Here is a 22304-nt window from a genome sequence, read left to right on the forward strand (position 1 = left end):
GAGTGCCCCTGGGTTGGAAGCTCGGCTACGGGGAAGCGCTTGCGAGTGCTGATGCGCGAGGCAACAGCACTATGCCCGGAGTGAGTTCTTACTCACCCCGGGGACGAACACCGCGCTCAGAGCGTCTTCGGCTCGGCCTGCGGCTGGGGCTGCTGGGTGACCGACGGGGTCACCGGCTGCGCGGCAGGCAGTTGCTGCGCGGGCTGCTGTACCGGAGCGGCCGACGCGTGGTCGGACTCCTTGCCCTCGTTCTGCATCTGACTGACCTCGCTCTTGAAGATGCGCAGCGACCGACCCAGGCTGCGGGCCGCGTCGGGCATCCGCTTGGCACCGAAGAACATCACGAAAACGACCGCAATGATCAGCCAGTGCCAGATGCTCAGACTGCCCATGATTATTACCTCCCAAGACTGGTGATGGTTCCGATGCTACCGGAGGGTGACGTGCGAGAACGCACCCTCCAGCCGCCTTGGCCCGGCGTTCAGCCGAGCCGTGATGACTCTCTCAACGGACGCTCGCGTGCGCGGCCCGCAGTTGTTCGTACAATTCCGCACCGGTCCAGGTGCGCCGGTCGCCCTGCTCCGCCGCGACAATCAGTTCGATCAGCCGCTGATTCACCGGCGTCGGCAGCCCGACCATCGCACCGAGACCGACGATTTCGCCACAGAGCCAAGAGATTTCGGTTTTCCGGCCGAGTGCCAGATCGTCCGCCATCGACGAGCGGGCCATCGGGTCTACGGCGAGCACCCGGCCGAAAACGCGCCGGAAAATGCTGTCGGGGACGGTCAACAGCCTAGCCATCAACGCGGGCGGCAGTGGCGTGAGACGGGCGGGGTGGATTCGCGCTTTGTTCATCACCGCGAGAGCCTCCCGCTGGGTCAGCGACAAGCAGCGGCGATAGTTGCGGTCGGCGAGTTGCTCGCGCAGCGGCCGGCCGGACAGGGCGTTGAGCGGATTGTTCAGATTCAGCAGCAGTTTGGCCCACTGCACGGGCCGCAGGTCGGGGTAGCGGCGCAGCGCGAGCCCGGCCTGCTCGAAAACGCCGAGGAACGGGGTGAGCCCCGGATCGTCCTGCACGGCGAGGGCGCCCTGGGTGCCGCGATGGAACCGGCCGCCCTCGTGATGCACCACGTTGAACATCACCATGCCCGCCAGCACCACGCAGTTGGGCAGGATCTCCCTGATCACGGTGTCGTTGCCGATGCCGTTCTGCAGGCTCAGCACCACCGTGCCCGGTCTGATCTTGCCGGTGAGCTCACGCACCGCGTCCGCGGTCGCCGCCGATTTCACCGCGACGAGCACCAGATCGGCCGAGCCGATGTCGTCCGGCTCGGTGGCCGCGTGGAATCTACCGGTGAGCAGCGAGTCGTCGCCGCCGTCGAGGTCGGTGAGCCGGAGACCGGACGCGGTGATCTCGTCGAGCATCCGCCGCCTGCCGACGAACGTGACGTCGGCTCCCGCCACGGCCAGTTTGCCGCCGACGAAAAGGCCGATGCTGCCCGCACCGATCACCATGACCCGGCTCGTCACCCGGCGGCCTCGAATCCGGTCTCCGCGTAGGCGGCCAGTGCGGCGTTGGAACGCTCGCGCACCGCGGCGACCAATTCCGGCGGGCCGAGAACCGTGACGCTCGAACCGAAGCCGAGTAGCAGGCGCGCCATCCAGTCGAGGGTGGCGAACCGCATGGTCGCCTCCAGGCTGCCGTCCGCGTTCACCGCGACCCGATGCATCGGGTACTGATCGAGCACCCAGGCGTAGTCGCCGTGAATGCGTAAGCGCGCCAACGGAACCGCGGGATCGTCCTGGAACAGGTCGAGGGCCGCGGACTCCTCGGTGGCGTGGCTCGGTGGCCTGGCCGGTTCGTCGAGTTCGGTGGCGGCCTCGATCCGGTCGAACCGGAACAGGCGGACGCCCTCGGCCTGCCTGCACCAGGCCTGTAGGTAACTGTTGTTGTCCACCAAGACAATCCGAATCGGATCGACGACCCGTTCGGTGACCACATCGCGGCTAGCCGAGTAGTAGACCAGGCGCAACGCACGTTGCCTGGCCAGCGCCGAACGCACCGTGGCGACGGCGGGGGCCTCGGTGGGCGGGATGCGATGGCCGTCGAGTTGTTCGGTGCCGGAGCCGCCGACGATGGCCGACTCGATCTTCGCGATGGCCGCGTGCGCCGCGGTCGGGTCGACCATGCCCGGCATGTCCACGATCGAGCGCAACGCCACCAGCAGCGCGGTCGCCTCGGTGGAGGTCAGGCGCAGCGGACGGTCGATGCCCGCGGAGAAGGTGACCTCGATGCTCTCCTCGGAGAACGACAGGTCGATCAGGTCGCCGGGGCCGTAGCCGGGCAGGCCGCACATCCACAGCTGGTTCAGGTCGCTCATCAGCTGTTTGGTGGTGACGCCGAGATCGGCGGCAGCCTCCGCGGCGCTGATGCCCGGGTGCGCGATGAAGTACGGAATCATGTTCAGCAGTCGCGAAAGACGAACGGAGAGCCGAGAACTCACGCCTGCACCTCGCTGACGCTCGGTTCCGGCGTAAGTTCCGACGCTGCGTCCATGGTTCGCTCGCTACGCTCCCTCACGCCGTGACCTCCGTGCGATCGAAGACCGAGCGCAGGCGGGCAACCACATCCGTGCGCAGTTCCTCCGGCGCGAGCACGACCGCGTCCGGGCCGAGGCCGGTGATCAGGCGGGCGATCCAGTCGCGGGAGCGCACCGGCAGCTCGATCACGGCGCCGACCCGGCCGCCGATGGTGCGTTCGCCGGTCACCTGGCCGATCCGGCGCAGCTCTCGCCCGCGTCCGTCGGCCACCCACACCGTCGCTGTGCCGCTGACCGGCGCCGAGCTGGTGACCGTGTCGACGATCTTGCGCAGGTCGATACCGTCCGGTTTGCTGACGGCGTTTTCCGGCCCGTAGGCGGTCACGTCGTCGCCGATCCTGGACAACCGGAAGCTGCGAACCGCATCCCGCGCCCGGTCGTGCCCGACCAGATACCAGCGGCCATGCCTGGTCACCACGCCCCACGGCTCCACGTCACGCATCAGATAGGGGGCATTGATCGCGCCGCGATGTTCGAACCGCACCGCTTGGCCCGCGTCGATCGCGGCGAGCAGCTTGCCGAGCACCGGCTCCGAGCCGCGGGTCCGCGCGGGCACCGCGGGTACCGAGGCCACGGCGGCGTCGGTCTCCACGTGAATGCCCGCGGCGCGCAGTTTGAGCAGCGCGCCGTCGGCGGCGGCGGCCAGTTCCGGCGACTCCCACATCTGCACGGCCACCGCGACCGCGGCGGCCTCCTGATCGGTCAGATCGATCTCGGGCAGCTCGTAGGCGTCCCGATTGATCCGATAGCCCTCCACCGGCGAGTACCGGCCGACCGGCCCGATCTCCAGGGGTATGCCCAGGTCACGCAGCTCATTCTTGTCCCGCTCGAACATTCGGCTGAACGCCTCGTCGCTGGCCGAATCCTCGTATCCGGCGACGCTGTCCCGGATCCGCTCCGCGGTCAGGAACTGCCGGGTCGACAGCAGCGCGATGACCAGATTCATCAGCCGCTCGACCTTGGATATCGCCACCCGATAGAGGGTAATCGGCCGGGCTGCGCGCGTGCGCGTCGGCGCGCGATTCACTCGATCACATGTGCCGTGTCACCCGACCCTTGCTGCGCGGGGCGGCAGTATTGAACCCATGATCATCGCTTTCTCCGTCACCCCACTGGGCACCGGCGTCGACGTCGGCCGCGCGGTAGCCGAGGCCGTCCGCGTCGTGCGCGCCAGCGGCCTGCCCAACCGCACCGATGCCATGTTCACCACCATCGAGGGCGAATGGGACGAGGTGATGGCCGTCGTCAAACAGGCCACCGACGCCGTCCTCGCCGCCGCCCCACGCTGCAGCCTGGTCCTCAAGGCCGACATCCGCCCCGGCGTCACCGACGGCATGACCTCGAAGGTCGAGACGGTCGAGCGCTACCTCGCCGAGGGCTAGTCCGCCCGCAACAGCCGCACACCACCTGATTTCCCGCACAGCAACTCGCCGCACTGACACGCGTGCGGATATCAGAAGGTGTGCGGCGGGCCACGGGTCTAGTCCGGGATCGGCGTCTGCTGATAGAGCGCCAGCTTCCATTCGCCACCCGCGCGCAGGTAAACGCTGGACATGATCCCGCGGAACGCGGGCGCCTCCGCCTCGCCGTACGCGACGCCGGTGTAGACGAGAATCTTGCTGTCCACATCGACGTCGACCACCCGGGGCCCGAGGATCTCGTACGTCCGCCACGGCGGCGAATCTTTCAGCGCGGCAACAACTTCGGCCCGATCCAGCACGGCGCCATGCGCCAGCACCATCACCGCGTCACCGGTCATCAGGGAACCGTAGAAATCCGCCCCGGTGCCATTACACAGCGAGTCCCAGCCGCTACGCTCAACCTCGAGCAGCTCGTTCAGAAGTTCTGTGTCTGCCATATCTCCACGGTAGGCACGATTGCCGTATTCGACACGAACCTGCCGGATAAACCGACGGCGACCGACACCCGAAGGTATCGGTCGCCCCGTCTTACCTGGACTTACATCGACGCGATGAGGCGATCTACGCGTTCGTCGACCGAGCGGAACGGGTCCTTGCACAGGACGGTGCGTTGGGCCTGGTCGTTCAGCTTGAGGTGGACCCAGTCGACGGTGAAGTCGCGGCCTGCCTCCTGGGCGGCGGTGATGAAGTCGCCGCGGAGTTTGGCCCTCGTGGTCTGGGGTGGGGTGTCGACCGCGGCGTCTACCGCCTCGTCCTCGGTGATGCGCTTGGCCAGCCCCTTGCGCTGCAGCAGGTCGAAGACGCCGCGGCCGCGCTTGATGTCGTGGTAGGCGAGGTCGAGCTGGGCGATCTTCGGGTCGGACAGCTCCATGCTGTAGCGGTCCTGGTAGCGCTGGAAGAGCTTGCGCTTGATCACCCAGTCGATCTCGGTGTCGACCTTGGCGAAGTCCTGCGCCTCGACAGCGTCGAGGGTGCGGCCCCACAGGTCGACGACCTGGTCGATCTGCGGGTCCCGGTCGCGGTTGCGCAGGTGCTCGACCGCGCGGGCGTAGTACTCGCGCTGGATGTCGAGCGCGCTGGCCTGGCGACCGCCGGCGAGCCGCACCGGCCGACGACCGGTGAGATCGTGACTTACCTCGCGAATCGCCCGAATCGGGTTGTCCAGGGCGAAGTCCCGGAACGAGACGCCCGCCTCGATCATCTCCAGCACCAGGGCGGCGGTGCCGACCTTGAGCATGGTGGTGGGCTCGGCCATGTTCGAGTCGCCGACGATGACGTGCAGGCGGCGGTACTTCTCCGCGTCGGCGTGCGGCTCGTCGCGGGTGTTGATGATCGGCCGCGAACGGGTGGTCGCGGACGAGACACCCTCCCAGATGTGTTCCGCGCGCTGCGACAGGCAGAAGGTGGCCGCCTTCGGCGTCTGCAGGATCTTGCCCGCGCCGCAGATCAGCTGACGGGTCACCAGGAACGGCAGCAGCACGTCGGAGATCCTGGAGAACTCACCGGCGCGCACCACGAGGAAGTTCTCGTGGCAGCCGTAGGAGTTGCCCGCGGAGTCGGTGTTGTTCTTGAACAGGTAGATGTCGCCGCCGATGCCTTCTTCGGCGAGCCGCTGCTCGGCGTCGATCAGCAACTCTTCGAGGACCCGCTCGCCCGCTCGGTCGTGGGTCACCAGTTGGTGCAGGCTGTCGCATTCGGCAGTCGCGTACTCCGGATGGGACCCGACATCGAGATAGAGCCGAGCACCGTTGCGGAGGAACACGTTCGAGCTACGACCCCAGGACACCACCCGGCGGAAAAGGTACCGGGCTACCTCGTCGGGGGACAGCCGACGGTGACCGTGGAAGGTGCATGTCACACCGAACTCGGTCTCGATCCCCATGATTCGTCGCTGCACACTATCGACATTACAGCCATGTCATGCGCTCGCGTGGGGCTGCGGACAACACGAACGCATACGTCTTCACAACGATTCGGTCCGGCACGCGGAACGGAGTGGGCCGTATCACCCTCGCGAACAGCGGCGGCGGACAGAGTTCGGGCCCGCGCACGGGCACCCGCACGATGGCGGTATGCCCCTACACGGGCCCGAGTTCTCGTCGGTGGTTACTCCGTTTCGGAAGTCTCCGTCGCGGCCGGTTCCGCCGCCTTGGCCTTGCCCTTCTTGGCCGGGCTCAGCAATTGCTCCAGCGCGGAGTTGGTGACCCGGCGGAAGGCCCGCCGCGGTCGGGCCTGCTCCAGCGCGGCCACCTCGAGCGAGTTCACGTCGAGCACCCGCTTTTCCTTCTCGGTGCCCTCGGGGACGCCCGACTGCAGCGCCTCCACCGCGACCTTGATCGCGCCGGCCAGGTCGAGACCCGGCTTGTAGGACCCCTTCAACGCGGTGAGGATCGGCTCGGTCGTGCCGCCCATCACCACGTATTCGCGCTCGTCCACGATCGACCCGTCGAAGGTGATCCGATACAGCACCGAGGTGGGCTGCTGCTCCGGATAGCCGACCTCGGCCACACAGATCTCCACCTCGTAGGGCTTGAGCTGATCGGTGAAGATCGAACCGAGTACCTGGGCGTAGGCGTTGGCCAGTGCCCGGCCGGTCACGTCGCGGCGGTCGTACTGATAACCGCGAATGTCGGCCTGCAGGATTCCGCTGCGGCGCAGATTCTCGAACTCGTTGTATTTGCCGACCGCGGCGAAACCGACCCGGTCGTAGAGCTCACTCACCTTGTGCAGCGTCGCGGACGGGTTCTCCGCGACGAACAGCACACCCTTGTCGTACACCAGGACCACCACGCTGCGACCCCGACCGATGCCCTTGCGGGCGAGCTCGGTCTTGTCCCGCATGATCTGCTCGGCAGACGCGTAATAAGGCAGTGTCATGCGCGGGCACTCCCCTCTTCGGCGGCCTCACGATCGGCGACGATCCCGCGTGCGATCACCGCGAGGCGGTCCTCGGTCACCTCGACCGCGCCCTCCTCGTCGATGACGATCGCCGTCGGATAGATCCCGCGCATCAGATCGGGACCACCCGTCGCGGTGTCGTCGTCGGCCGCGTCGAACAGCGCCTCGACGGCGATGCGTAGCGCGCGTTCCTGATCAATTCCCTTGGCGTACAGCTTCTTCAGCGACCCCTTGGCGAAGACCGAACCCGATCCCACCGCGGCGTAGCCGAACCGCTCCTCGCTGCGTCCACCCACCACGTCATACGACACGATGCGACCGGCCTTGTCCGGGTCGGTGGCGTTCACGTCGTAACCGACCAACATCGGCACCACCGCCAGCCCCTGCAGGGCGGCGGGCAAGTTCTCGCGCACCATCTTCGACAGCTTGTTGGACTTGCCGTCGAAGGTCAGGGATACGCCCTCGAGCTTCTCGTAGTGCTCCAGCTCCACCGCGAAGATCCGCACCATCTCGACGGCCATGCCCGCGGTGCCGGCGATGCCGGCCGCGGAGAAGCTGTCGGTGATGTAGACCTTCTCGATGTCCCTGCTGGCCAACAGGTTTCCCTGGGTGGCCCGCCGGTCACCGGCGATGAGCACGCCACCGCGGTAGCTGATCGCGACGATGGTGGTGCCATGCGGCGCGATGTCCTTCGCACTGGTGGCGCTCATAGCCGCGCCATCGATCGGTCCGAACTTGTTGCCTGGCAACATTTCCGGAGCGTGCATGCGAAGGTATTCGGAGAAGGACGAGAGGGCGTACCCCAGGTGGAGACGCGAGGGGTCACCTACTGTCACTGGCCGCCTTTCTGAACGTACGCACGGACGAAGTCTTCGGCGTTCTCCTCGAGCACATCATCGATCTCGTCGAGCAGGTCGTCGGTGTCCTCCGCCAGCTTTTCGCGGCGCTCCTGACCGGCGGCGTCCGCACCCTCCGGACCGTCATCCTCGTCGCCGCCCCCGGCGCGCTTGGTCTGCTCTTGTGCCATGGCAGCCGACCTCCTCTGTTTTCATCATGACCGGAGCTCAATTCTGAGCACGGCCCCGATCATGAGCAATGTCCGTGCTCGTTCTTCAACACTACCCAGCTGAACCGACACGATGTCGTATTCCCGTCCGATGTGGACTGTGTTGGTATCTGCAGCGCCTGCGGCGCTGCGTGTTCGCGGCCCCTTTGTGGCTCGCGTCCGAGCGGCCACGACTAGCGACTTCGTCGCATGCGCTGCGGCCACTCGGACGCGAGCCGGGCCACGAACGGCGCTCGAAAGCGTCGCGCGTGGTGGTCGGGTCTGTGACGGACGTCGCTAGGTTGTGAGCTGTTCCACAAGATCGGCCGCGGAGGTCACGCCGTCCAGCAGCTTGCCTACGTGCGCCTTCGTGCCGCGGCGCGGTTCCAGGGTGGGGATGCGGACCAGCGAATCGCCGCCGAGGTCGAAGATCACCGAATCCCAGCTCGCCGCGGCGATGTCGGCACCGAAACGGCGCAGGCATTCGCCGCGGAAGTAGGCGCGAGTGTCGGTGGGCGGGTTGGTCATCGCGTCGAGCACCTGCTGCTCGGTGACGAGCCGTTTCATCGAGCCACGGGCCACCAGGCGGTTGTAGAGGCCCTTGTCCAGGCGCACGTCGGAGTACTGCAGATCCATCAGGTGCAGCTTCGGCGCGGCCCAGCCGAGACCCTCGCGCTGGCGCATGCCCTCGAGCAGGCGCAGCTTGGCGGGCCAGTCGAGCAGGCTCGCGCACTCCATCGGGTCGCGCTCGAGCAGATCGAGCACCATGGCCCAGTTCTCGATGATGTCCTGCACGCGCTTGTCGTCGTTGCCGGTGCGATCCACGAACTTGATCACCCGGTCCAGGTACATCCGCTGCAGCGCAAGGCCGGTCAGCTCACGACCGTCGGTGAGCGCGACGGTGGCGCGCAGCGTCGGGTCGTGACTGATGGTGTGCACGGCGGTGACCGGGCGGGCCAGCTGGAATTCGGACAGGTCCTCGCCGGCCTCGATCAGGTCGAGCACCAGCGCGGTGGTGCCGACCTTGAGGTAGGTGGACATTTCGGCCAGGTTCGCGTCGCCGATGATGACGTGCAGCCTGCGGTATTTGTCCGCGTCGGCGTGCGGCTCGTCGCGGGTGTTGATGATGCCGCGCTTGAGCGTGGTCTCCAGGCCGACCTCGACCTCGATGTAGTCGGCGCGCTGGGACAGCTGGAATCCGGCGTGGTCGCCGGACTGCCCGATGCCGACCCGGCCGGAGCCGGTGATCACCTGGCGCGACACGAAGAACGGGGTGAGCCCGAGGATGATCTGGTTGAACGGGGTGTCGCGGCTCATCAGGTAGTTCTCGTGGGTGCCGTAGGAGGCGCCCTTGCCGTCGACGTTGTTCTTGTACAGCTGCAGGCGCGGGGCGCCGGGCACGCTCGACGCGTGCCGCGCGGCGGCCTCCATCACCCGCTCGCCCGCTTTGTCCCAAATGACCGCGTCCAGTGGATCGGTCACCTCCGGCGCGGAGTATTCGGGGTGGGCGTGATCGACATACAACCGTGCGCCGTTGGTGAGGATCATGTTGGCCGCGCCGACCTCGTCGGCGTCGATCACGGGCGCCGGGCCGTTCATCCGGCTCAGGTCGAAGCCGCGCGCGTCGCGCAGCGGCGACTCCACCTCGTAATCCCAGCGGGTGCGCTTCGCGCGCGGCACACCCTCGGCGGCGGCGTAGGCGAGCACGGCCTGGGTTGAGGTGAGGATCGGGTTGGCCGACGGCTCGGTTGGGGTCGAAATGCCGTACTCGACCTCGATTCCGATGATGCGCTGCATAGGGTCGAGCCTAACGGGCAGCGCAGGCGGAAGTCCGTCCGCTGCCCGCCACCGGGCCGAGTGGCGACGCGATAGCCCCCGGTCGAGGTCAATCTCATACCGCCGGTGGTACTTCCGGAGGACCCGCCGGACAGCTGGTCGGCGTGATAGTCGGGGCATGACCGAATCTCTCGCCGATCCGCAGGTCGGCACCGCAGCGCGGCATCGCGCCGCGGACACCACGGCCACGACCGGACGTTCGCGATTGGTCGCGCTGGATGTGCTGCGCGGTATCGCGATCCTCGGCACGCTCGGCACCAATATCTGGATCATGACCAACCGGGAAGGGCTGGTCGGCTACGTCGCCGAGATCAAGGACCCCGCGACCGGCTGGCTGTGGGCCGAGCGGGTGTTGCAGCAGTTGGCGCAGGGCAAGTTCCTCGGGCTGCTCACCATCATGTTCGGCATCGGGCTGGCCATCCAGCAGGCCTCGGCGCAGCGCGGCGGCCGGCGCTGGCCGGGCAAGTATCCGATCCGGGCCGGGCTCCTGCTGCTGGACGGGCTGCTGAACTTCGTGTTCGTCGCCGAGTTCGACGTGTTGATGGGGTACGCGATCACCGGGCTGATCGTCGCGTTCGTGCTCGCGACAGGCGAACGCGCGCAACGTCGCTGGCTGATCATCACGGCGGGCATCCATCTCGCGATGCTCACCCTGATCGGGCTGGCCACGGTGTTCGACCCGCATACGCCGGCGCCGCACACACCGTTGGACCCGAATCCTTATGCGGACGGGTCGTTCTGGGACCTGGTGGTGTTCCGCTTACAGAATGTGGGCGAGTTCCGCTCGGAGACGGTATTCGTGTTCGCCATGTCGGTGGCGTTGTTCCTGCTGGGCGCCAGGCTGTTCCGGGCCGGGGTCTTCCGGCCGGAGGGCGCGCGGATTCGCAAGTGGCTGATGATCATCGGCTTCGGTGTCGCGGCGCCGATCGACCTGATAGCCGGTATCGCGGGCAACGGCGATTACTTCGTGCTGACCCGGTACGGCACCGCTCCCGTTGTCTCACTGGGCATTTTGGCCCTGGTCGCGCACTTCTATCTGCGCAGGCCACAGGTCGGGTTCCTCGGCCGCCGCCTCACCGAGGTCGGGCGTGCCGCGCTCAGCTGCTACATCCTGCAGAACCTGGTGGCGTCGATCCTGTGCTACGGCTGGGGTTTCGGGCTCGCGGCCCGCGTCTCCCCCGACGCGCGTGTCCCCTTCACCGTAGGGATCTACCTGCTGGTTTCGCTGATCATCATGACCGGAGCGCACTTCTGGTTACGCCGCTTCGAGCGTGGGCCGGTCGAATGGGCCTGGCACCGCGGCTTCCAGTCGCTGGCCGGAAAAGCCTGAGCGACACCGTCGTGCTCGTCACAACGAGTTGGCCGACTGCGCTTTCGGCTCCGACGGCAACTCGATCCGGTCCATGACCACCCCGACGTCGAGGTTCGAGACGCCCCCTTCGGCATCGAATTCGATGGTCCCCGCCACACCGGAACCGCTGAATTCGAGCACTCGATGGTCCTCGACGAAGCCGGTGACCAGTCCCCGCCTGCTCAAATAACTCTGGGTGGCCCGTCGGTGGTCGACCAGCGGCAACGCACCGACGCCATGGGCCAGCACGCGCGCGATAACGGACGCGCTCGGCGGCGGCAGTTCGAACGCCGGATGCTCGACGAGAAACGCCACACAGGTGCCGTCGGTGACGCCGCAGTACGAACTCCAATGCCCGGAAATCACTTTCGCGGCGTCGGCAAGCAGCTCCGCCACCTGGTGCGGCTCCGGCGCCGCCCGCCCGAGCGCGACCGGCATTTCCGCGGCGCATAATTCGGCGACGCCATAGCGAAAGCCGAACTCACGCACCATCCGGGCCACCGAGATCAGCGGCTTGGGGAAACCCCACGGATTCGCCCACGCCCACAGCCACGACTCGGCGTCGACGGTGCCGAGCAGGTGAAAGTCCTCGCACACGAATGTCTGCTCGTCGCCGACGAATTCGAGCCGCCCCGCCTCCATGTCGGCCTGCCACCGGTGCGAACCCAGCAATTCCTCGACGTGTAGCCGGTGCTCGAGCGACAGTAACCCCGCGTCGTCGAGCAGCCTCGTCAAGGGCACAGGTTCGGACACCGGCATGAGCGTAGTCAACACATTCCCCCTCGTATGTATCGTCGCCTGCCACTAGTTTCGTGAGGTGACCTTGGCCGACCGTTATCCGTTGTTGCACACCCCGACCCACTGGGCGTGGGGTGATATGGACGTCCGGTTTTCCACCGAAGCACCACCCGACGAACTGGTCACCAACATCCATGTCGTCTGCTTCGTCGGCGACAATATCGTGCTGTGCCGCGACGATCGCGATATCTGGCTACTTCCCGGCGGCACCCATGAGCGAACGTAGTGAGCGAATCATGTAGCAGCGCGCCCCGCGCATGACGGAGCCGAGCGCCAGCGAGGCACAGTCATGAGCGGGACGAGTCCATCGACGAATGCCTGCGCCGCGAGCTCCGCGAAGAAGCAGGCGCCCACCCTACCGGCCCGATCCGCTGGCTCGGCGCGCACTACGCCACCAGCAATCTGGCTGCGCCCTTTCGGGATTGGCAGCCGCACCCGCACAAGGCCTGGCTGTGGTGCGCCGCCGATGTCGTGCTCGATGCCGCGCCGGCCAATCCGGACGACGCCGAGCAAATCCTGGAGGTCCGCGCCGTCCCGCTGCCGGAGGCGCTGCGCCTGGCCCGGACCGACGGCGATTACGTCGCCGAATTGATCGCCCTGGCAGTCGAATTGCATCGACCGACCGGCAACGGCTGACGGAACTACTGCACGCGCAACGCTTCCGGCCTGGCCAGCAGGTCACCGACGACCACGTCGCGTTCCAGCGGAACGCCGAGACTGCGCGCGTTGCCCTCGAAAAGCGCCAGCACCGACTCGGTGAGAATGCCTTCGACCTGATCCGAGGAGAGGGTGGTGGCGGGGTCGGCGCGCCAGCTGTTCACCACGCCGTCGACGAAGCCGATGATGCCGAACGCCATCGGGCGGGCCCGGCCCGGGTCGATGCCGAAGCGGGACAGCCAGATCGCGAACAGGTCGGCCAGCCGGCCGCCGATGCGGTCGCGGGCGCCAGCCAGCGACGAATCACCCTGCGGCGCCGCGCCGCCGATGAAGCGGTGCAGATTCGGGTGGCGTTCGACCCAGCGGACGTAGGTGCCGACGGCGCCGCCGACGGCGTCGCGCACCGTGCCCTCCGGGTCGAGTTTCGGCATGATCTGCGCCAGTAGCGATTCCAGGATCTGACGGCGGATCTGCTCGTCCAGGTCGGTGCGGCCGTCGAAATGCCGGTAGACGACGGGACGCGGCAGCTCGAGCCGGTCGGCGATCTGCTGCACCGACACCTCGACGCCGTGCTCCTCGATGACGGTGATGGCGGCGTCGATCACGTCGGCGCGGCGCTGGGCCTTGTGCCCGTTCCAGCGGGTGGCGCGACCGTCCGTGACGGGAGGCTCGGGGTTTCCGCTGGTCGTGGTCACAGAATCACGATACCCGCACGCCGGTTGACTGCGACAGTCCGTCTCACTAATGTATATGTAACAGCTTGTATCGGTTAGTCGACAATGTTGGAGAGCAGTCATGGGCAACGAAGCCGCACTGATCCCGCAAGAGTCCTTCGCGCAGCGCCTACTGACCGGATCGGTCAAGAAGTCCTACGACCCGGTGGTCGATATGGACTGGGACGCGCCGCTCGATCCTGACAAACTCTTTCTCCCGGCGGCGGTCGTTTCGCTGTACGGGACCGAGTTGTGGGAGTCGATGACGCCGCAGCAACAGCGCGAACTGTCCCGGCAGGAACTGGCGAACGTGCTGTCGGTCGGCATCTGGTTCGAGAACCTGCTGAATCGACTGTTGTTGCGCGAGTTGCTCGCCGACGACCCGACCACCCGCCATTCGCACTACACGCTCGTCGAAATGGGTGACGAGTGCAGGCACATGATGATGTTCGGCAAGCTGATCGACCGCATCGAGGCCCGTCCGTACTGGCCGCGGCGCGCGGGCAGGCTGGCCATCGGCGTGCTGCCGATCTTCTTGCGCGGCTCCATGACCTGGGTCGGCGCACTGGTCGGCGAGGAGATCTTCGACGCGATCCAGCGGCGCACCCTGGACGATCCGGAGTTGCAGCCCTTGGTTTCTCGCGCGATGCGCATCCACGTCACCGAGGAGGCGCGCCACATCGGTTTCGCGCGGGACGCGCTGGCGCGGATGGTGCCGACCATGTCGCGTGCCGAACTCGCCTACACCAGGCTGTGTGTCGCGGTCGCCGCACCGCTGTTCGTCTACCTGCTGACCAATCGGCACATGTATACCCGCGCCGGATTGGACGGGCGCGCGGCACGACGCATCGCCGCCAACAATCCCGACGCCAAGAAAGCGCTCGGCATCGGTGCCGCGAATCTCGGTGTGTTCCTGCAGAAGCAGGGGCTCATTGGGCCGATCGGCGAGTGGATCTGGCGGCGGCGGGGGCTGCTCGCATGACCGAGAATCCCGAAATCGTCATTGTCGGTGCCGGTTTCGGCGGGCTCGGCATGGCCATCGAGTTACGCAAGGCGGGCATCGACGATTTCATCGTGCTGGAAAAGGCCGGCGAGATCGGCGGCACCTGGCGGGAGAACACCTATCCCGGGGCCGGCTGCGACGTGATGTCGCTGATGTATTCGTACTCGTTCGAGCCGAACAAGCGGTGGACGCGAATGTTCGCCCGCCAGCCGGAGATTCTGGACTATCTGCGTCGCACCGCCGACAAGTACGACCTGCGCGGGCACATCCGGTTGCATTCGGAGGTAGTTACTCTCGACTTCGACGACGCGGCCGATCGCTGGAATATCGGCCTCGCGGACGGGCGGCAGTACCGTCCGCGTCTGGTCGTGATGGCACCCGGCCCGCTGCACGAACCCGCTGTGCCGGCCTTCCCTGGCCGGGACACGTTCCGCGGCAAGAGTTTCCACTCGGCGCAGTGGGACCACGACTTCGAGGTCCGTGGCAAGCGAATCGCGGTCATCGGAACTGGCGCCAGCGCGGTGCAGTTCGTGCCGCAGATCGCCAAAGAGGCCGCGCAGGTGACGGTTTTCCAGCGCACCCCGCACTGGATCGTGCCGAAACCGGACCGCCCGCTGACTTCGGTGGAGCACGGGATGTTCCGGTACCTTCCCGGCGCGCAACGGCTCTACCGCTGGGCCGTCTATTGGGGCTACGAGGCGATGATCCCCGCGTTCATGAACCCGGAGCTGATGCGCCGGGTGGAGACGGTCGCCCGCGGCCACCTGCGCCGCCAGGTACGCGACCCGGAGCTGCGCGATCGGCTCACCCCCGACTACCGGCTCGGCTGTAAGCGGATCTTGGTGTCCAACAACTTCTATCCCGCGTTGCAGCGCGACAATGTGGAGCTGGCGACCACGCCCATCGCGAGTCTCACCGAGTCCGGTATCGCCACCGTCGACGGTGCCGAGACTGCTTTCGACGCGATCGTCTACGGCACCGGCTTCAAGATCTCCGACCGGTTCGCCGACCAGCACATCGTCGGCGCCAACGGCCTTGCCCTGCAAGAGGCTTGGCGCGATGGCGTGGCGGGCTTCCTCGGCGTTGCCGTGCACGGTTTCCCCAACATGTTCCTCATCGTCGGCCCGAACTCCGGCGGCGGACACCAGTCGATCGTCTTCATGATCGAGGCACAGGCTCGCTACATCCGCCAGTGCGTCGAGCTGCTGCGCAAGACCTCCAGCACCCGGATGGAGGTGCGCGCGGCCACCCAGCACGAGTTCAATCGCCGCACCCAGCAGAAACTGGCGGGCACCGTATGGAACGCGGGCGGCTGCCACAGCTGGTATCTGGACGAGCACGGCGTCAACCGCGCCGCGTGGCCCGGCTCCAGCGTCTCCTACTGGCGCACCATGCGGCATCCCGATCCGGGCCACTACGACCTCACCGTGGCGGCCGATCGTGAACCGGCGCACGAGTATTCGGGCCCGGCCACGCTCGACTCCCCCGGCGCACTGCTCCCGGTGACGGTCGCCCTGAGCGGTCACGCCGACCCCATCGACGGCTGCTACCACTGGTACGGCCGGATCAGCGCCACCGACGGCGCCGACCTGCCCGACCCGGGTCGCGCCGAGGTTTTCCTCACCCTTCCCGGCCGTTTCCCCACCGCGGGCCGGCTCCAGGAGCGCGACCCCTGGGGCAACCTGCGCATCGTCGGCGTCGGTGACCCGCCATACCCCCTGGAACCCGCCGAGGCGCGTTAATCACTGGGGCCACGCGCGCGCCTCCGGCAGAATCGACAGCATGGCAACGGCAACCTGGCAGGGTCGCGTCCTCGCGAGCAGCGACGACACGATCATCGTCGAAGGCAACCACTACTTCCCACCCGATTCCGTGCGGACCGAGTTCTTCCAGCCATCGCAGACCGATTCGTTCTGCCCTTGGAAGGGCACCGCCAGCTACTACACCGTCGTCGTCGACGGCGAAACCAACACCGACGCCGCCTGGTACTACCCGGATCCGAAACCCGAAGCGGCCGAGATCAAGAACTACGTGGCGTTCTGGCGGGGTGTCGACGTCGCCTGACGGGCAGCCGCACACCTCCTGACATCCCCGCGCGTGTCAGGGCGGGGATTCCGGTGCGGGTCGGTAGGTGTGCGGCTCGGACTTGGCGTTCACACAAAGAATCGGCGGCAGGTTCGGCAATCTGTCAATACCACGCGGTCGAATCGTGGGGTGGGCTGGAGATCACGGCGGTGCGCGGCATCGTCGAGAACTTTCCGGAAGGCCCCCATGACACTGTCGTCACCGCGGTTCGCCGCGGCCAGCGTGCTCTGCTGCGCGCTCGCCGCCGGCCTGGCTCCGATGCACGCGAACGCCGATCCCGGCCAGACCTGGTACCTGAGCGCCGCTGCCGCGGCAGGTGGAAACGGTACGGAAGCAACGCCTTTCAATACCTTGCAGGCCGTTCAGCAGGCCTCGGGCGACGGTGACACGATCATCGTGCTTGCCCCTCCCGTCGGCACCCCACCGCTCGACGGCGGCATCGCCCTCAAGCCGGGCCAGCATCTCCTCGGCCGCCAGGCCCCCGGAGCTGTTGCGGCCGTGGCCAATACGACCGCCGCCAACGACGGCGACGCGGTCCGCCTTGCCCCGGACACGGAGGTCCGCGACCTCACCGTCACCAGCGCCCGGCGCGGCGGCATCTATGGCCACAATGTCGGCACGACGGTCCTCGCGGGCAATACGGTCGCCGCCACCAACAGCGCCTGCCACGACGGCTTCGTGGTGCAGCCGTTCCCGCCGATGATCGGCGTCCCGTTCGGCATGTCGCTCCCGGTCACCCCGAACGTGGTCGCGCTGAACAACGGCTGGGCTGCCATCATGATCGACTCCGATGCCGGGGCGAGCGCCCTCACCATCGAGCGAAACACCGTGCACGACACCGCATGTGGCGACGGCATCGATGTCCGCACCACCGGTACCGCACAGGTCACCGCCACCATCACCGACAACCTGACCCAGAACATCAACGAGGGCATCGCCAAACTCTCCGTCCTCGCCCTTGGCATGCAGAGCACCGGTGCCTCCTCGCTCACCGCCGCGGTGCGCGGCAACACCCAGCGCGGCATCGCACTCCCCGCGAACGACCCGCTCAACGCCGTCGCCGACAGCGAAGGCATCTTCGTCAACGCCGCCGACCGCGCCCGCATGCGAATCACCATCGACCGCAACAGCTATCGCCACGGCGGCGGCCACCTCTCCGCCAACGGCATCGAATTCGTCACCAGCAACGGCACCCCGGACAGCGAAGTGATGCTGACCAACAGCGAATTCCTCGATGTCCCAGGCGATATCGTGCAGAACCTGAACCTCAGCGCGGAGGGCGCCCGGCACGTCATGATCATCGACGGCCTCACCGCGTCGGGCTCCAGTTTCCCCGGCGCCGCGCTGAACCCGCTGGTCCCCGGCAATCTCGGCAGCTGCCTGTTCTCCGCCAGCTTCGGCCGCGACAACACCACGGCACTGACCCTGCGCAACGCCCGACTCAGCCGCTGCAGCGCCGACGGCATCGGCGTGTACGCCTACTCCCCCGCCGGGCCCGCTCCGGCCACGGCGACCATGCGTTTCGATATCGCCGACAGCACCGTCGCCGACAGCACCGTGGCCGACCTGCACGTCCGCACCGTCGGCGACCTTGCCCAACTGACCGGCAAGGTCGAACGCTCCCGCTTCGCGGGCCCGATCACCCTCGGCCGGAGCGACAGCACCCTGGGCGCGGGCTCGGTACTCGACTTCGGCGGCGGCCGCCTCGGCAGCGCCGGAGACAACTGCTTCGCGCCCACCACCGCCGCCGCCATGGCCGCCCCGAACCTGCCGCTGGACCAGCCGGGCTCCTGGCCGGTCTGCGGCTGAAAACGCCGCCTCGCGGACCGGAATTGTCCGCGCGCGACCCCGGCGCGCGAGGCAGGCTGATCGACGAGGGTGCGCCAGCGACTCAGAAGGGCCATATTTTGGTCGAATGCACAATGTCGCGCGCCACACTCTGCGCGTTTGTCGCTAGCGCACACACTCACTCATGCGTTCTGCTGATAGATGACGATGAGGTCAGCCCCGTCCCCACCCGGCCGGGCATGACCTCAGCCCTTCGCTAGCAGAGGTTAGGTTCTTGGTTTCATCGACAGTCCCGGCGACCGCCCGCCCGGACACGCTATGTGCGGCGTTCCAGTCAAACGTCGCGAAGTACCCGGACTCGGTCGCGCTGCGCACCCTCGGCGGCGCCATCTCGATCACCTGGCGCGAGTATGGTGACCGCGTCAAGGCCATCGCGACGGGACTCGCCGCGCTCGGCATCGAACCGGGCGACACGGTGGCGATCATGCTGACCAACCGCCCCGAGTTCCACCTCTGCGACACCGCCGTGCTGCACACCGGCGCGACGCCGTTCTCGGTATACAACACCAACCCGGTCGACCTGCTGGTCTATCAGTTCAGCAACTCGCGCAACAAGGCCGTCATCTGCGAGAGCCAGTTCGCCCCGAAGATCCTGGAGGCGGTGGCCAAGGCGGCCGCGCAGGGCGTGCACGTCGAGCACGTGATCTGCGTGGACGAGGCACCTGAGGGCGCCGTCGCGCTCATTGATGTCGAGCGGGCCACCGCGGGCACCTTCGATTTCGACGCCACCTGGCGTCAGGTCAAGCCCGACGACCTGCTCACCATCGTCTACACCTCCGGCACCACCGGCCCGCCGAAGGGCGTCGAGCTCACGCACACCAACTTCATCGAAAACGCCCGAGTCCTGGACACATTCGGCGGTGGCGGCCCGGAGGACCGGGTGATCTCCTACCTGCCCGACGCGCACGCCGCCAACCGCTGGTTCGCGCACTACCTGACCTTGTGCGAGGGCTGTCAGATCACCACCGTTGCCGACTTCAAGCTGGTCGCAACGGCTTTGGCCGAGGTGCACCCGAGCGTCTTCCTCGGCGTGCCCCGGGTGTGGGTGAAAGTCAAAGGCGCGCTGGAGGAACGGTTCGCGACCGAGTCCCCGGTCAAGCGCCGCCTGATCAACTGGGCGATCGATGTCGGCCGCAAGAAGGCCCGTGCCACCTCCGACGCCCGCCCCCTCGGCACCGTCGACCGCCTCCAGTACGCGCTCGCGGATCGTCTGGTGCTCGCCTCGATCCGCGACGGACTCGGCCTGGACAAGGTCCGCATCGCGGTCACCGGCTCGAACGCCATCCCGCCGGAGGTGCACGAGTTCTTCCTCGGGCTCGGCATCCCGCTGTGCGAGGGCTACGGCATGAGCGAATGCACGGCGGGTGCCACGCTCAACCCGCCGGAGCGGGTGAAGATCGGCACGGTCGGCACCCCGCTGCCCGGCGCCGAGGTCAAGCTCGCCGACGACGGCGAGGTGCTGATCCGCGGCAAGATGGTGATGCGCGGCTACCGGGACGATCCGGCCAAGACCGCGGAGACCATCGACAGCGACGGCTGGCTGCACTCCGGCGACATCGGCACCATCGACAGCGACGGCTACCTGTCGATCATCGACCGCAAAAAAGAGCTCATCATCAACGCGTCGGGCAAGAACATGTCGCCGGCCAACATCGAGAACACGGTCACGGACAACTGCTCGCTGATCGGCACCGTGGTCGTCATCGGCGAACAGCGGCCGTTCAACACCGCGCTGCTGATCCTCGACCCCGATCTGGCCGCCGCCTACGCGCAACGGCACAACCTGCCTGGCAAGACCGTCGCGGAACTGGCGAAGGACCCGGAGATCTTGACCGCTATCGAGCAGGGCATCGCCGCGGCGAACAGCAAACTGTCCAGGGTCGAGCAGATCAGGAAGTACATCGTGCTCCCCGAGGTCTGGGAGAACGGCAGCGACTACCTGACCGCTACTGGCAAACTCAAGCGCAAGCCCATCTCCAGCGGCTACACAGATACCATCGAAGCCTTGTACTCGACCTAAGTCCGGGAAGAAGAACCAGCATGATGCCATCGCGGACTCGGGTGTTCGACGATCTCCATCGGCGGACCGCGTCGATGCTCGAAGCGTTCTACGCCGCGCTGCCGCCGTACCAACGGCTGCCGCAATCGTTGGTGGAGTCCGACTTCGCCCGAGGCACCAAGCTCAACGTCGACCTGTTCTTCGAGTACCTGCGCCGCGGCGAGGAGCCGACGGAGGAGGACACCAGGGAACTCGTCGAGCTCGCGATGGACCGGCTGCGCGACGGCACCCCGCTACCGGAGGTGCTGGAGCGCTACCGGTTCGGCGCGGCGTTCATCTGGGAGCGGCTGCGCGCCTCGGCCACCCCGGGCGAGCGTGAGCTGCTCTTCGACGCCTCGCTCATGCTGCTGCAATACGTCACGCTGGTGGTCTCGCGGATCGCCACCGCGGCCACCCAGCGGGTGCACGACCCACGCTGGGAGCTGCTGGAGCGCAGGCGCGGCATCGCCGACGCGCTGCTCACCGGCCGCGACCCGGTGGAGTGGGCGAACGATCCGGTGATCCCGGTGGCCGACGCCTTCCTCGTCGCGGTGTTCCGCCTGTGCGGCACTCGCGGCGGCCCGGCGTCGGCGCTGCGGCACCGGGTCGAGGCGATTCCCGGGGTGTTCCTGCGGCTGGACGCGGGCGGCTGGACCGCGCTGATCCCGCTGCAGCCCGGCGACGACGGATCGGCCACGCTGTCCGGGCTCACCTCCCGGCTGCCCGCGCAGGAACCGGCCGAGCCGCCGCCGTACTGGGTGGGCGTCGGCGCGGCCCGCAGCAAGGACGCGATCCCGACGATGTACGCCGAGGCGCGAGTGCTCGCCGAGCTGGGCCGCTGCCTCACCCGGCGCGACATCCTGTGCCGCAGACAGGATTTGCAGTTCGAATACACAGTCGCGGTGAGCGACGCGGCGCGCCCGGGTTTGGCGTCGGTGCTCGCGCCGCTCGACGCGCAACCGATGTTGGCCGAGACCCTCGAGGTGTTCGTCGACAGCGGTTTCAATCAGCTGGCGACGGCGCGCCAACTCAACGTGCACCGAAATACGGTGACCTACCGGCTTTCTCGGGTGCACGAACTGACCGGGCTCGACCCGCATCGCCCCGCCGACGCGATGACCCTGTCCGCCGCGCGGCTGGCCAGGCGACTCGAATCCGCCGCGTTCGCTCCGTAATCGCCTGCGGCAAAACAACTTTAGGCACCGGCGGTATCGGTCGGCGGACGGGTAGCCGACCGCCCGGGCTCGACCAGAGCCAGCAAAGGTTCAGGTAGTCGAGCCTTGCCTTCCGGGCGCGGGCCCGCCGCCGCTCCATGCATCAACCAGACCACCAGCGCTCAGGACATGCTGGTGCGGCGCGGCTACCTCGAGAGGATCGCCGACGTACGCGGCACCGGCGGGTCGATCGGCGCGTGGAACCCCGCGTCTCAGCAGGACGGCCTCGACGGCGCAGCTGGCCGACTGGCCGCGAGGCTGCCCGACTCCAGCGGCAAGGTCGGCATGTACGGGTACTCGTACCTTGCGCTGTCCGCGTTGCGCACCGCCGAATCCGTGTCGCCCGGCTCGCCGTTGTAGGCGATCGTGTCGATGGCCATGCCGAATTTGCCGCGTTTACTCGGTTCGTCCCAACAGCTGCACCGGGACGCGGCTCGGCCGTCCAGCCTGGTCGTTCCGCTGGTGCCGGCGGCCGCGTTCGGCGGCTGAGACAGCGGGCGCACCAAAGGCCGGAATCGTCCGATCCGGGTGCGCCGCAGGTCACTTTTAGCCCGGCTTCACCCGCGGGAGCTGTAAAGATCATGCAAACCTGGGATGAATTCCAGGTGCATTGAGACACATTGTCCAGCAATCTATCAGCTACCTGAACACTAAGCGTTTCACATCCCCGCTGGCAGCGGCGTTGCACTCGGCCATTGCACCGCCCGCAACGCCGTTGTCCGCGATTCCGGGGCAAATACCGGTGATCAGGCTCACCGTCACATTCACTGAAAATTTCTTCTACAGTTTGTCTCGTT

The 22304-nt window shown here is 67.2% G+C and carries 22 protein-coding genes and 1 pseudogene; 11 read left to right on the forward strand and 12 right to left on the reverse strand.

The features are described from left to right. Positions 1-116 precede the first annotated feature (116 nt). From tatA to ACIBCN_RS07800, 4 genes are all read right to left on the reverse strand, one after another. Positions 117-392: a Sec-independent protein translocase subunit TatA gene (gene tatA, locus ACIBCN_RS07785; protein ID WP_396990720.1), complete on the reverse strand. Its 276-nt coding sequence runs from the start codon at positions 390-392 to the stop codon at positions 117-119. 112 nt (positions 393-504) lie between these two features. Continuing rightward, the gene (locus tag ACIBCN_RS07790) at positions 505-1530 is read right to left on the reverse strand and encodes a 2-dehydropantoate 2-reductase (protein ID WP_396990721.1); all 1026 of its coding nucleotides are present in this window, start codon (positions 1528-1530) and stop codon (positions 505-507) included. Next, positions 1527-2504 (reverse strand): helix-turn-helix transcriptional regulator, encoded by a 978-nt coding sequence (locus ACIBCN_RS07795; protein ID WP_396990722.1) that lies wholly within the window; start codon positions 2502-2504, stop codon positions 1527-1529. Before ACIBCN_RS07795 ends, ACIBCN_RS07790 begins: the two co-directional genes overlap by 4 nt. A 73-nt stretch (positions 2505-2577) precedes the next feature. Continuing rightward, positions 2578-3573 carry a helix-turn-helix transcriptional regulator gene (locus ACIBCN_RS07800; RefSeq protein WP_396990723.1) on the reverse strand — a complete coding sequence of 332 codons (996 nt, stop codon included), beginning with the start codon at positions 3571-3573 and terminating at the stop codon, positions 2578-2580. Between the two features lie 112 nt (positions 3574-3685). Between ACIBCN_RS07800 and ACIBCN_RS07805 the strand changes: the two genes are divergently transcribed. Beyond that, the gene (locus tag ACIBCN_RS07805; RefSeq protein WP_396990724.1) at positions 3686-3982 is read left to right on the forward strand and encodes an MTH1187 family thiamine-binding protein; all 297 of its coding nucleotides are present in this window, start codon (positions 3686-3688) and stop codon (positions 3980-3982) included. A 98-nt stretch (positions 3983-4080) separates the two neighbouring features. Here the strand turns inward: ACIBCN_RS07805 and ACIBCN_RS07810 are convergent, their stop codons facing one another. The 6 genes from ACIBCN_RS07810 to dop all read right to left on the reverse strand — a co-directional run bounded on the left by ACIBCN_RS07810 (position 4081) and on the right by dop (position 9761). Beyond that, on the reverse strand, positions 4081-4458 hold the full coding sequence (locus ACIBCN_RS07810) for a nuclear transport factor 2 family protein (RefSeq protein ID WP_396990725.1): 378 nt from the start codon (positions 4456-4458) through the stop codon (positions 4081-4083). A 101-nt stretch (positions 4459-4559) separates the two neighbouring features. Then, positions 4560-5918, reverse strand: a complete 1359-nt coding sequence (gene pafA / locus ACIBCN_RS07815) for a Pup--protein ligase (protein ID WP_186818252.1) — start codon at positions 5916-5918, stop codon at positions 4560-4562. Positions 5919-6127: 209 nt separating this feature from the next. Next, a complete protein-coding gene (gene prcA, locus ACIBCN_RS07820) occupies positions 6128-6898 on the reverse strand; it encodes a proteasome subunit alpha (RefSeq protein WP_396990726.1) in 771 nt (256 codons plus the stop codon). Then, positions 6895-7755: a proteasome subunit beta gene (gene prcB, locus ACIBCN_RS07825; protein WP_396990727.1), complete on the reverse strand. Its 861-nt coding sequence runs from the start codon at positions 7753-7755 to the stop codon at positions 6895-6897. The genes prcA and prcB overlap by 4 nt, the downstream gene beginning before the upstream one ends. Beyond that, complete coding sequence (locus ACIBCN_RS07830; RefSeq protein ID WP_150404595.1) at positions 7752-7946, reverse strand: ubiquitin-like protein Pup; 195 nt, start codon at positions 7944-7946, stop codon at positions 7752-7754. Before ACIBCN_RS07830 ends, prcB begins: the two co-directional genes overlap by 4 nt. Positions 7947-8261: 315 nt before the next feature. Continuing rightward, positions 8262-9761: a depupylase/deamidase Dop gene (dop, locus tag ACIBCN_RS07835; protein ID WP_375914356.1), complete on the reverse strand. Its 1500-nt coding sequence runs from the start codon at positions 9759-9761 to the stop codon at positions 8262-8264. Between the two features lie 157 nt (positions 9762-9918). Between dop and ACIBCN_RS07840 the strand changes: the two genes are divergently transcribed. Continuing rightward, the gene (locus ACIBCN_RS07840) at positions 9919-11130 is read left to right on the forward strand and encodes a DUF418 domain-containing protein (protein ID WP_396990728.1); all 1212 of its coding nucleotides are present in this window, start codon (positions 9919-9921) and stop codon (positions 11128-11130) included. An 18-nt stretch (positions 11131-11148) separates the two neighbouring features. On the opposite strand, the gene ACIBCN_RS07845 is transcribed toward ACIBCN_RS07840, so the two are convergent. Beyond that, positions 11149-11904, reverse strand: a complete 756-nt coding sequence (locus tag ACIBCN_RS07845) for a DUF6882 domain-containing protein (protein WP_396990729.1) — start codon at positions 11902-11904, stop codon at positions 11149-11151. A 64-nt stretch (positions 11905-11968) separates the two neighbouring features. On the opposite strand from ACIBCN_RS07845, the gene ACIBCN_RS07850 reads away from it, so the two are divergent. Together ACIBCN_RS07850 and ACIBCN_RS07855 are read left to right on the forward strand one after the other, a co-directional pair. Further along, positions 11969-12175, forward strand: coding sequence for a hypothetical protein (locus tag ACIBCN_RS07850; protein ID WP_396990730.1), 207 nt, complete (start codon positions 11969-11971; stop codon positions 12173-12175). A 77-nt stretch (positions 12176-12252) separates the two neighbouring features. Next, positions 12253-12585 (forward strand): annotated as a pseudogene (locus ACIBCN_RS07855) (NUDIX domain-containing protein); the annotation flags it as partial. A gap of 5 nt (positions 12586-12590) precedes the next feature. Here ACIBCN_RS07855 and ACIBCN_RS07860 read toward each other — a convergent pair. Next, a complete protein-coding gene (locus ACIBCN_RS07860) occupies positions 12591-13301 on the reverse strand; it encodes a TetR/AcrR family transcriptional regulator (RefSeq protein ID WP_396990731.1) in 711 nt (236 codons plus the stop codon). A 100-nt stretch (positions 13302-13401) separates the two neighbouring features. Here ACIBCN_RS07860 and ACIBCN_RS07865 point away from each other — a divergent pair, with 100 nt between their 5' ends. The 7 genes from ACIBCN_RS07865 (at position 13402) to ACIBCN_RS07895 (ending at position 21867) form a co-directional block, all read left to right on the forward strand. Next, positions 13402-14301 (forward strand): diiron oxygenase, encoded by a 900-nt coding sequence (locus ACIBCN_RS07865; RefSeq protein WP_396990732.1) that lies wholly within the window; start codon positions 13402-13404, stop codon positions 14299-14301. Beyond that, positions 14298-16064 carry a DUF4873 domain-containing protein gene (locus tag ACIBCN_RS07870; protein ID WP_396990733.1) on the forward strand — a complete coding sequence of 589 codons (1767 nt, stop codon included), beginning with the start codon at positions 14298-14300 and terminating at the stop codon, positions 16062-16064. Before ACIBCN_RS07865 ends, ACIBCN_RS07870 begins: the two co-directional genes overlap by 4 nt. Before the next feature lie 40 nt (positions 16065-16104). After that, a complete protein-coding gene (locus tag ACIBCN_RS07875; RefSeq protein ID WP_396990734.1) occupies positions 16105-16386 on the forward strand; it encodes a DUF427 domain-containing protein in 282 nt (93 codons plus the stop codon). 207 nt (positions 16387-16593) lie between these two features. Beyond that, positions 16594-18216, forward strand: coding sequence for a hypothetical protein (locus tag ACIBCN_RS07880; protein WP_396990735.1), 1623 nt, complete (start codon positions 16594-16596; stop codon positions 18214-18216). A gap of 253 nt (positions 18217-18469) precedes the next feature. Then, the gene (locus ACIBCN_RS07885; RefSeq protein WP_396990736.1) at positions 18470-20275 is read left to right on the forward strand and encodes an AMP-dependent synthetase/ligase; all 1806 of its coding nucleotides are present in this window, start codon (positions 18470-18472) and stop codon (positions 20273-20275) included. A gap of 20 nt (positions 20276-20295) precedes the next feature. Next, positions 20296-21468, forward strand: coding sequence for a PucR family transcriptional regulator (locus tag ACIBCN_RS07890; protein ID WP_396990737.1), 1173 nt, complete (start codon positions 20296-20298; stop codon positions 21466-21468). A gap of 105 nt (positions 21469-21573) precedes the next feature. After that, positions 21574-21867, forward strand: a complete 294-nt coding sequence (locus ACIBCN_RS07895) for a CocE/NonD family hydrolase (protein ID WP_396990738.1) — start codon at positions 21574-21576, stop codon at positions 21865-21867. Positions 21868-22304 lie beyond the last annotated feature (437 nt).

Source organism: Nocardia sp. NPDC051052 (genome assembly GCF_044456045.1).
GTDB lineage: Bacteria > Actinomycetota > Actinomycetes > Mycobacteriales > Mycobacteriaceae > Nocardia.

What these genes read in the sequence shown, in the direction of transcription:
- ACIBCN_RS07865 (WP_396990732.1), top strand. Translation starts at nt 13,402, where the DNA reads ATGGGCAACGAAGCCGCACTGATCCCGCAAGAGTCCTTCGCGCAGCGC.
- dop (WP_375914356.1), bottom strand. Translation starts at nt 9,761, where the DNA reads ATGCAGCGCATCATCGGAATCGAGGTCGAGTACGGCATTTCGACCCCA.
- ACIBCN_RS07810 (WP_396990725.1), bottom strand. Translation starts at nt 4,458, where the DNA reads ATGGCAGACACAGAACTTCTGAACGAGCTGCTCGAGGTTGAGCGTAGC.
- ACIBCN_RS07840 (WP_396990728.1), top strand. Translation starts at nt 9,919, where the DNA reads ATGACCGAATCTCTCGCCGATCCGCAGGTCGGCACCGCAGCGCGGCAT.
- ACIBCN_RS07870 (WP_396990733.1), top strand. Translation starts at nt 14,298, where the DNA reads ATGACCGAGAATCCCGAAATCGTCATTGTCGGTGCCGGTTTCGGCGGG.
- ACIBCN_RS07890 (WP_396990737.1), top strand. Translation starts at nt 20,296, where the DNA reads ATGATGCCATCGCGGACTCGGGTGTTCGACGATCTCCATCGGCGGACC.
- tatA (WP_396990720.1), bottom strand. Translation starts at nt 392, where the DNA reads ATGGGCAGTCTGAGCATCTGGCACTGGCTGATCATTGCGGTCGTTTTC.
- ACIBCN_RS07805 (WP_396990724.1), top strand. Translation starts at nt 3,686, where the DNA reads ATGATCATCGCTTTCTCCGTCACCCCACTGGGCACCGGCGTCGACGTC.
- prcA (WP_396990726.1), bottom strand. Translation starts at nt 6,898, where the DNA reads ATGACACTGCCTTATTACGCGTCTGCCGAGCAGATCATGCGGGACAAG.
- ACIBCN_RS07830 (WP_150404595.1), bottom strand. Translation starts at nt 7,946, where the DNA reads ATGGCACAAGAGCAGACCAAGCGCGCCGGGGGCGGCGACGAGGATGAC.
- ACIBCN_RS07875 (WP_396990734.1), top strand. Translation starts at nt 16,105, where the DNA reads ATGGCAACGGCAACCTGGCAGGGTCGCGTCCTCGCGAGCAGCGACGAC.
- ACIBCN_RS07880 (WP_396990735.1), top strand. Translation starts at nt 16,594, where the DNA reads ATGACACTGTCGTCACCGCGGTTCGCCGCGGCCAGCGTGCTCTGCTGC.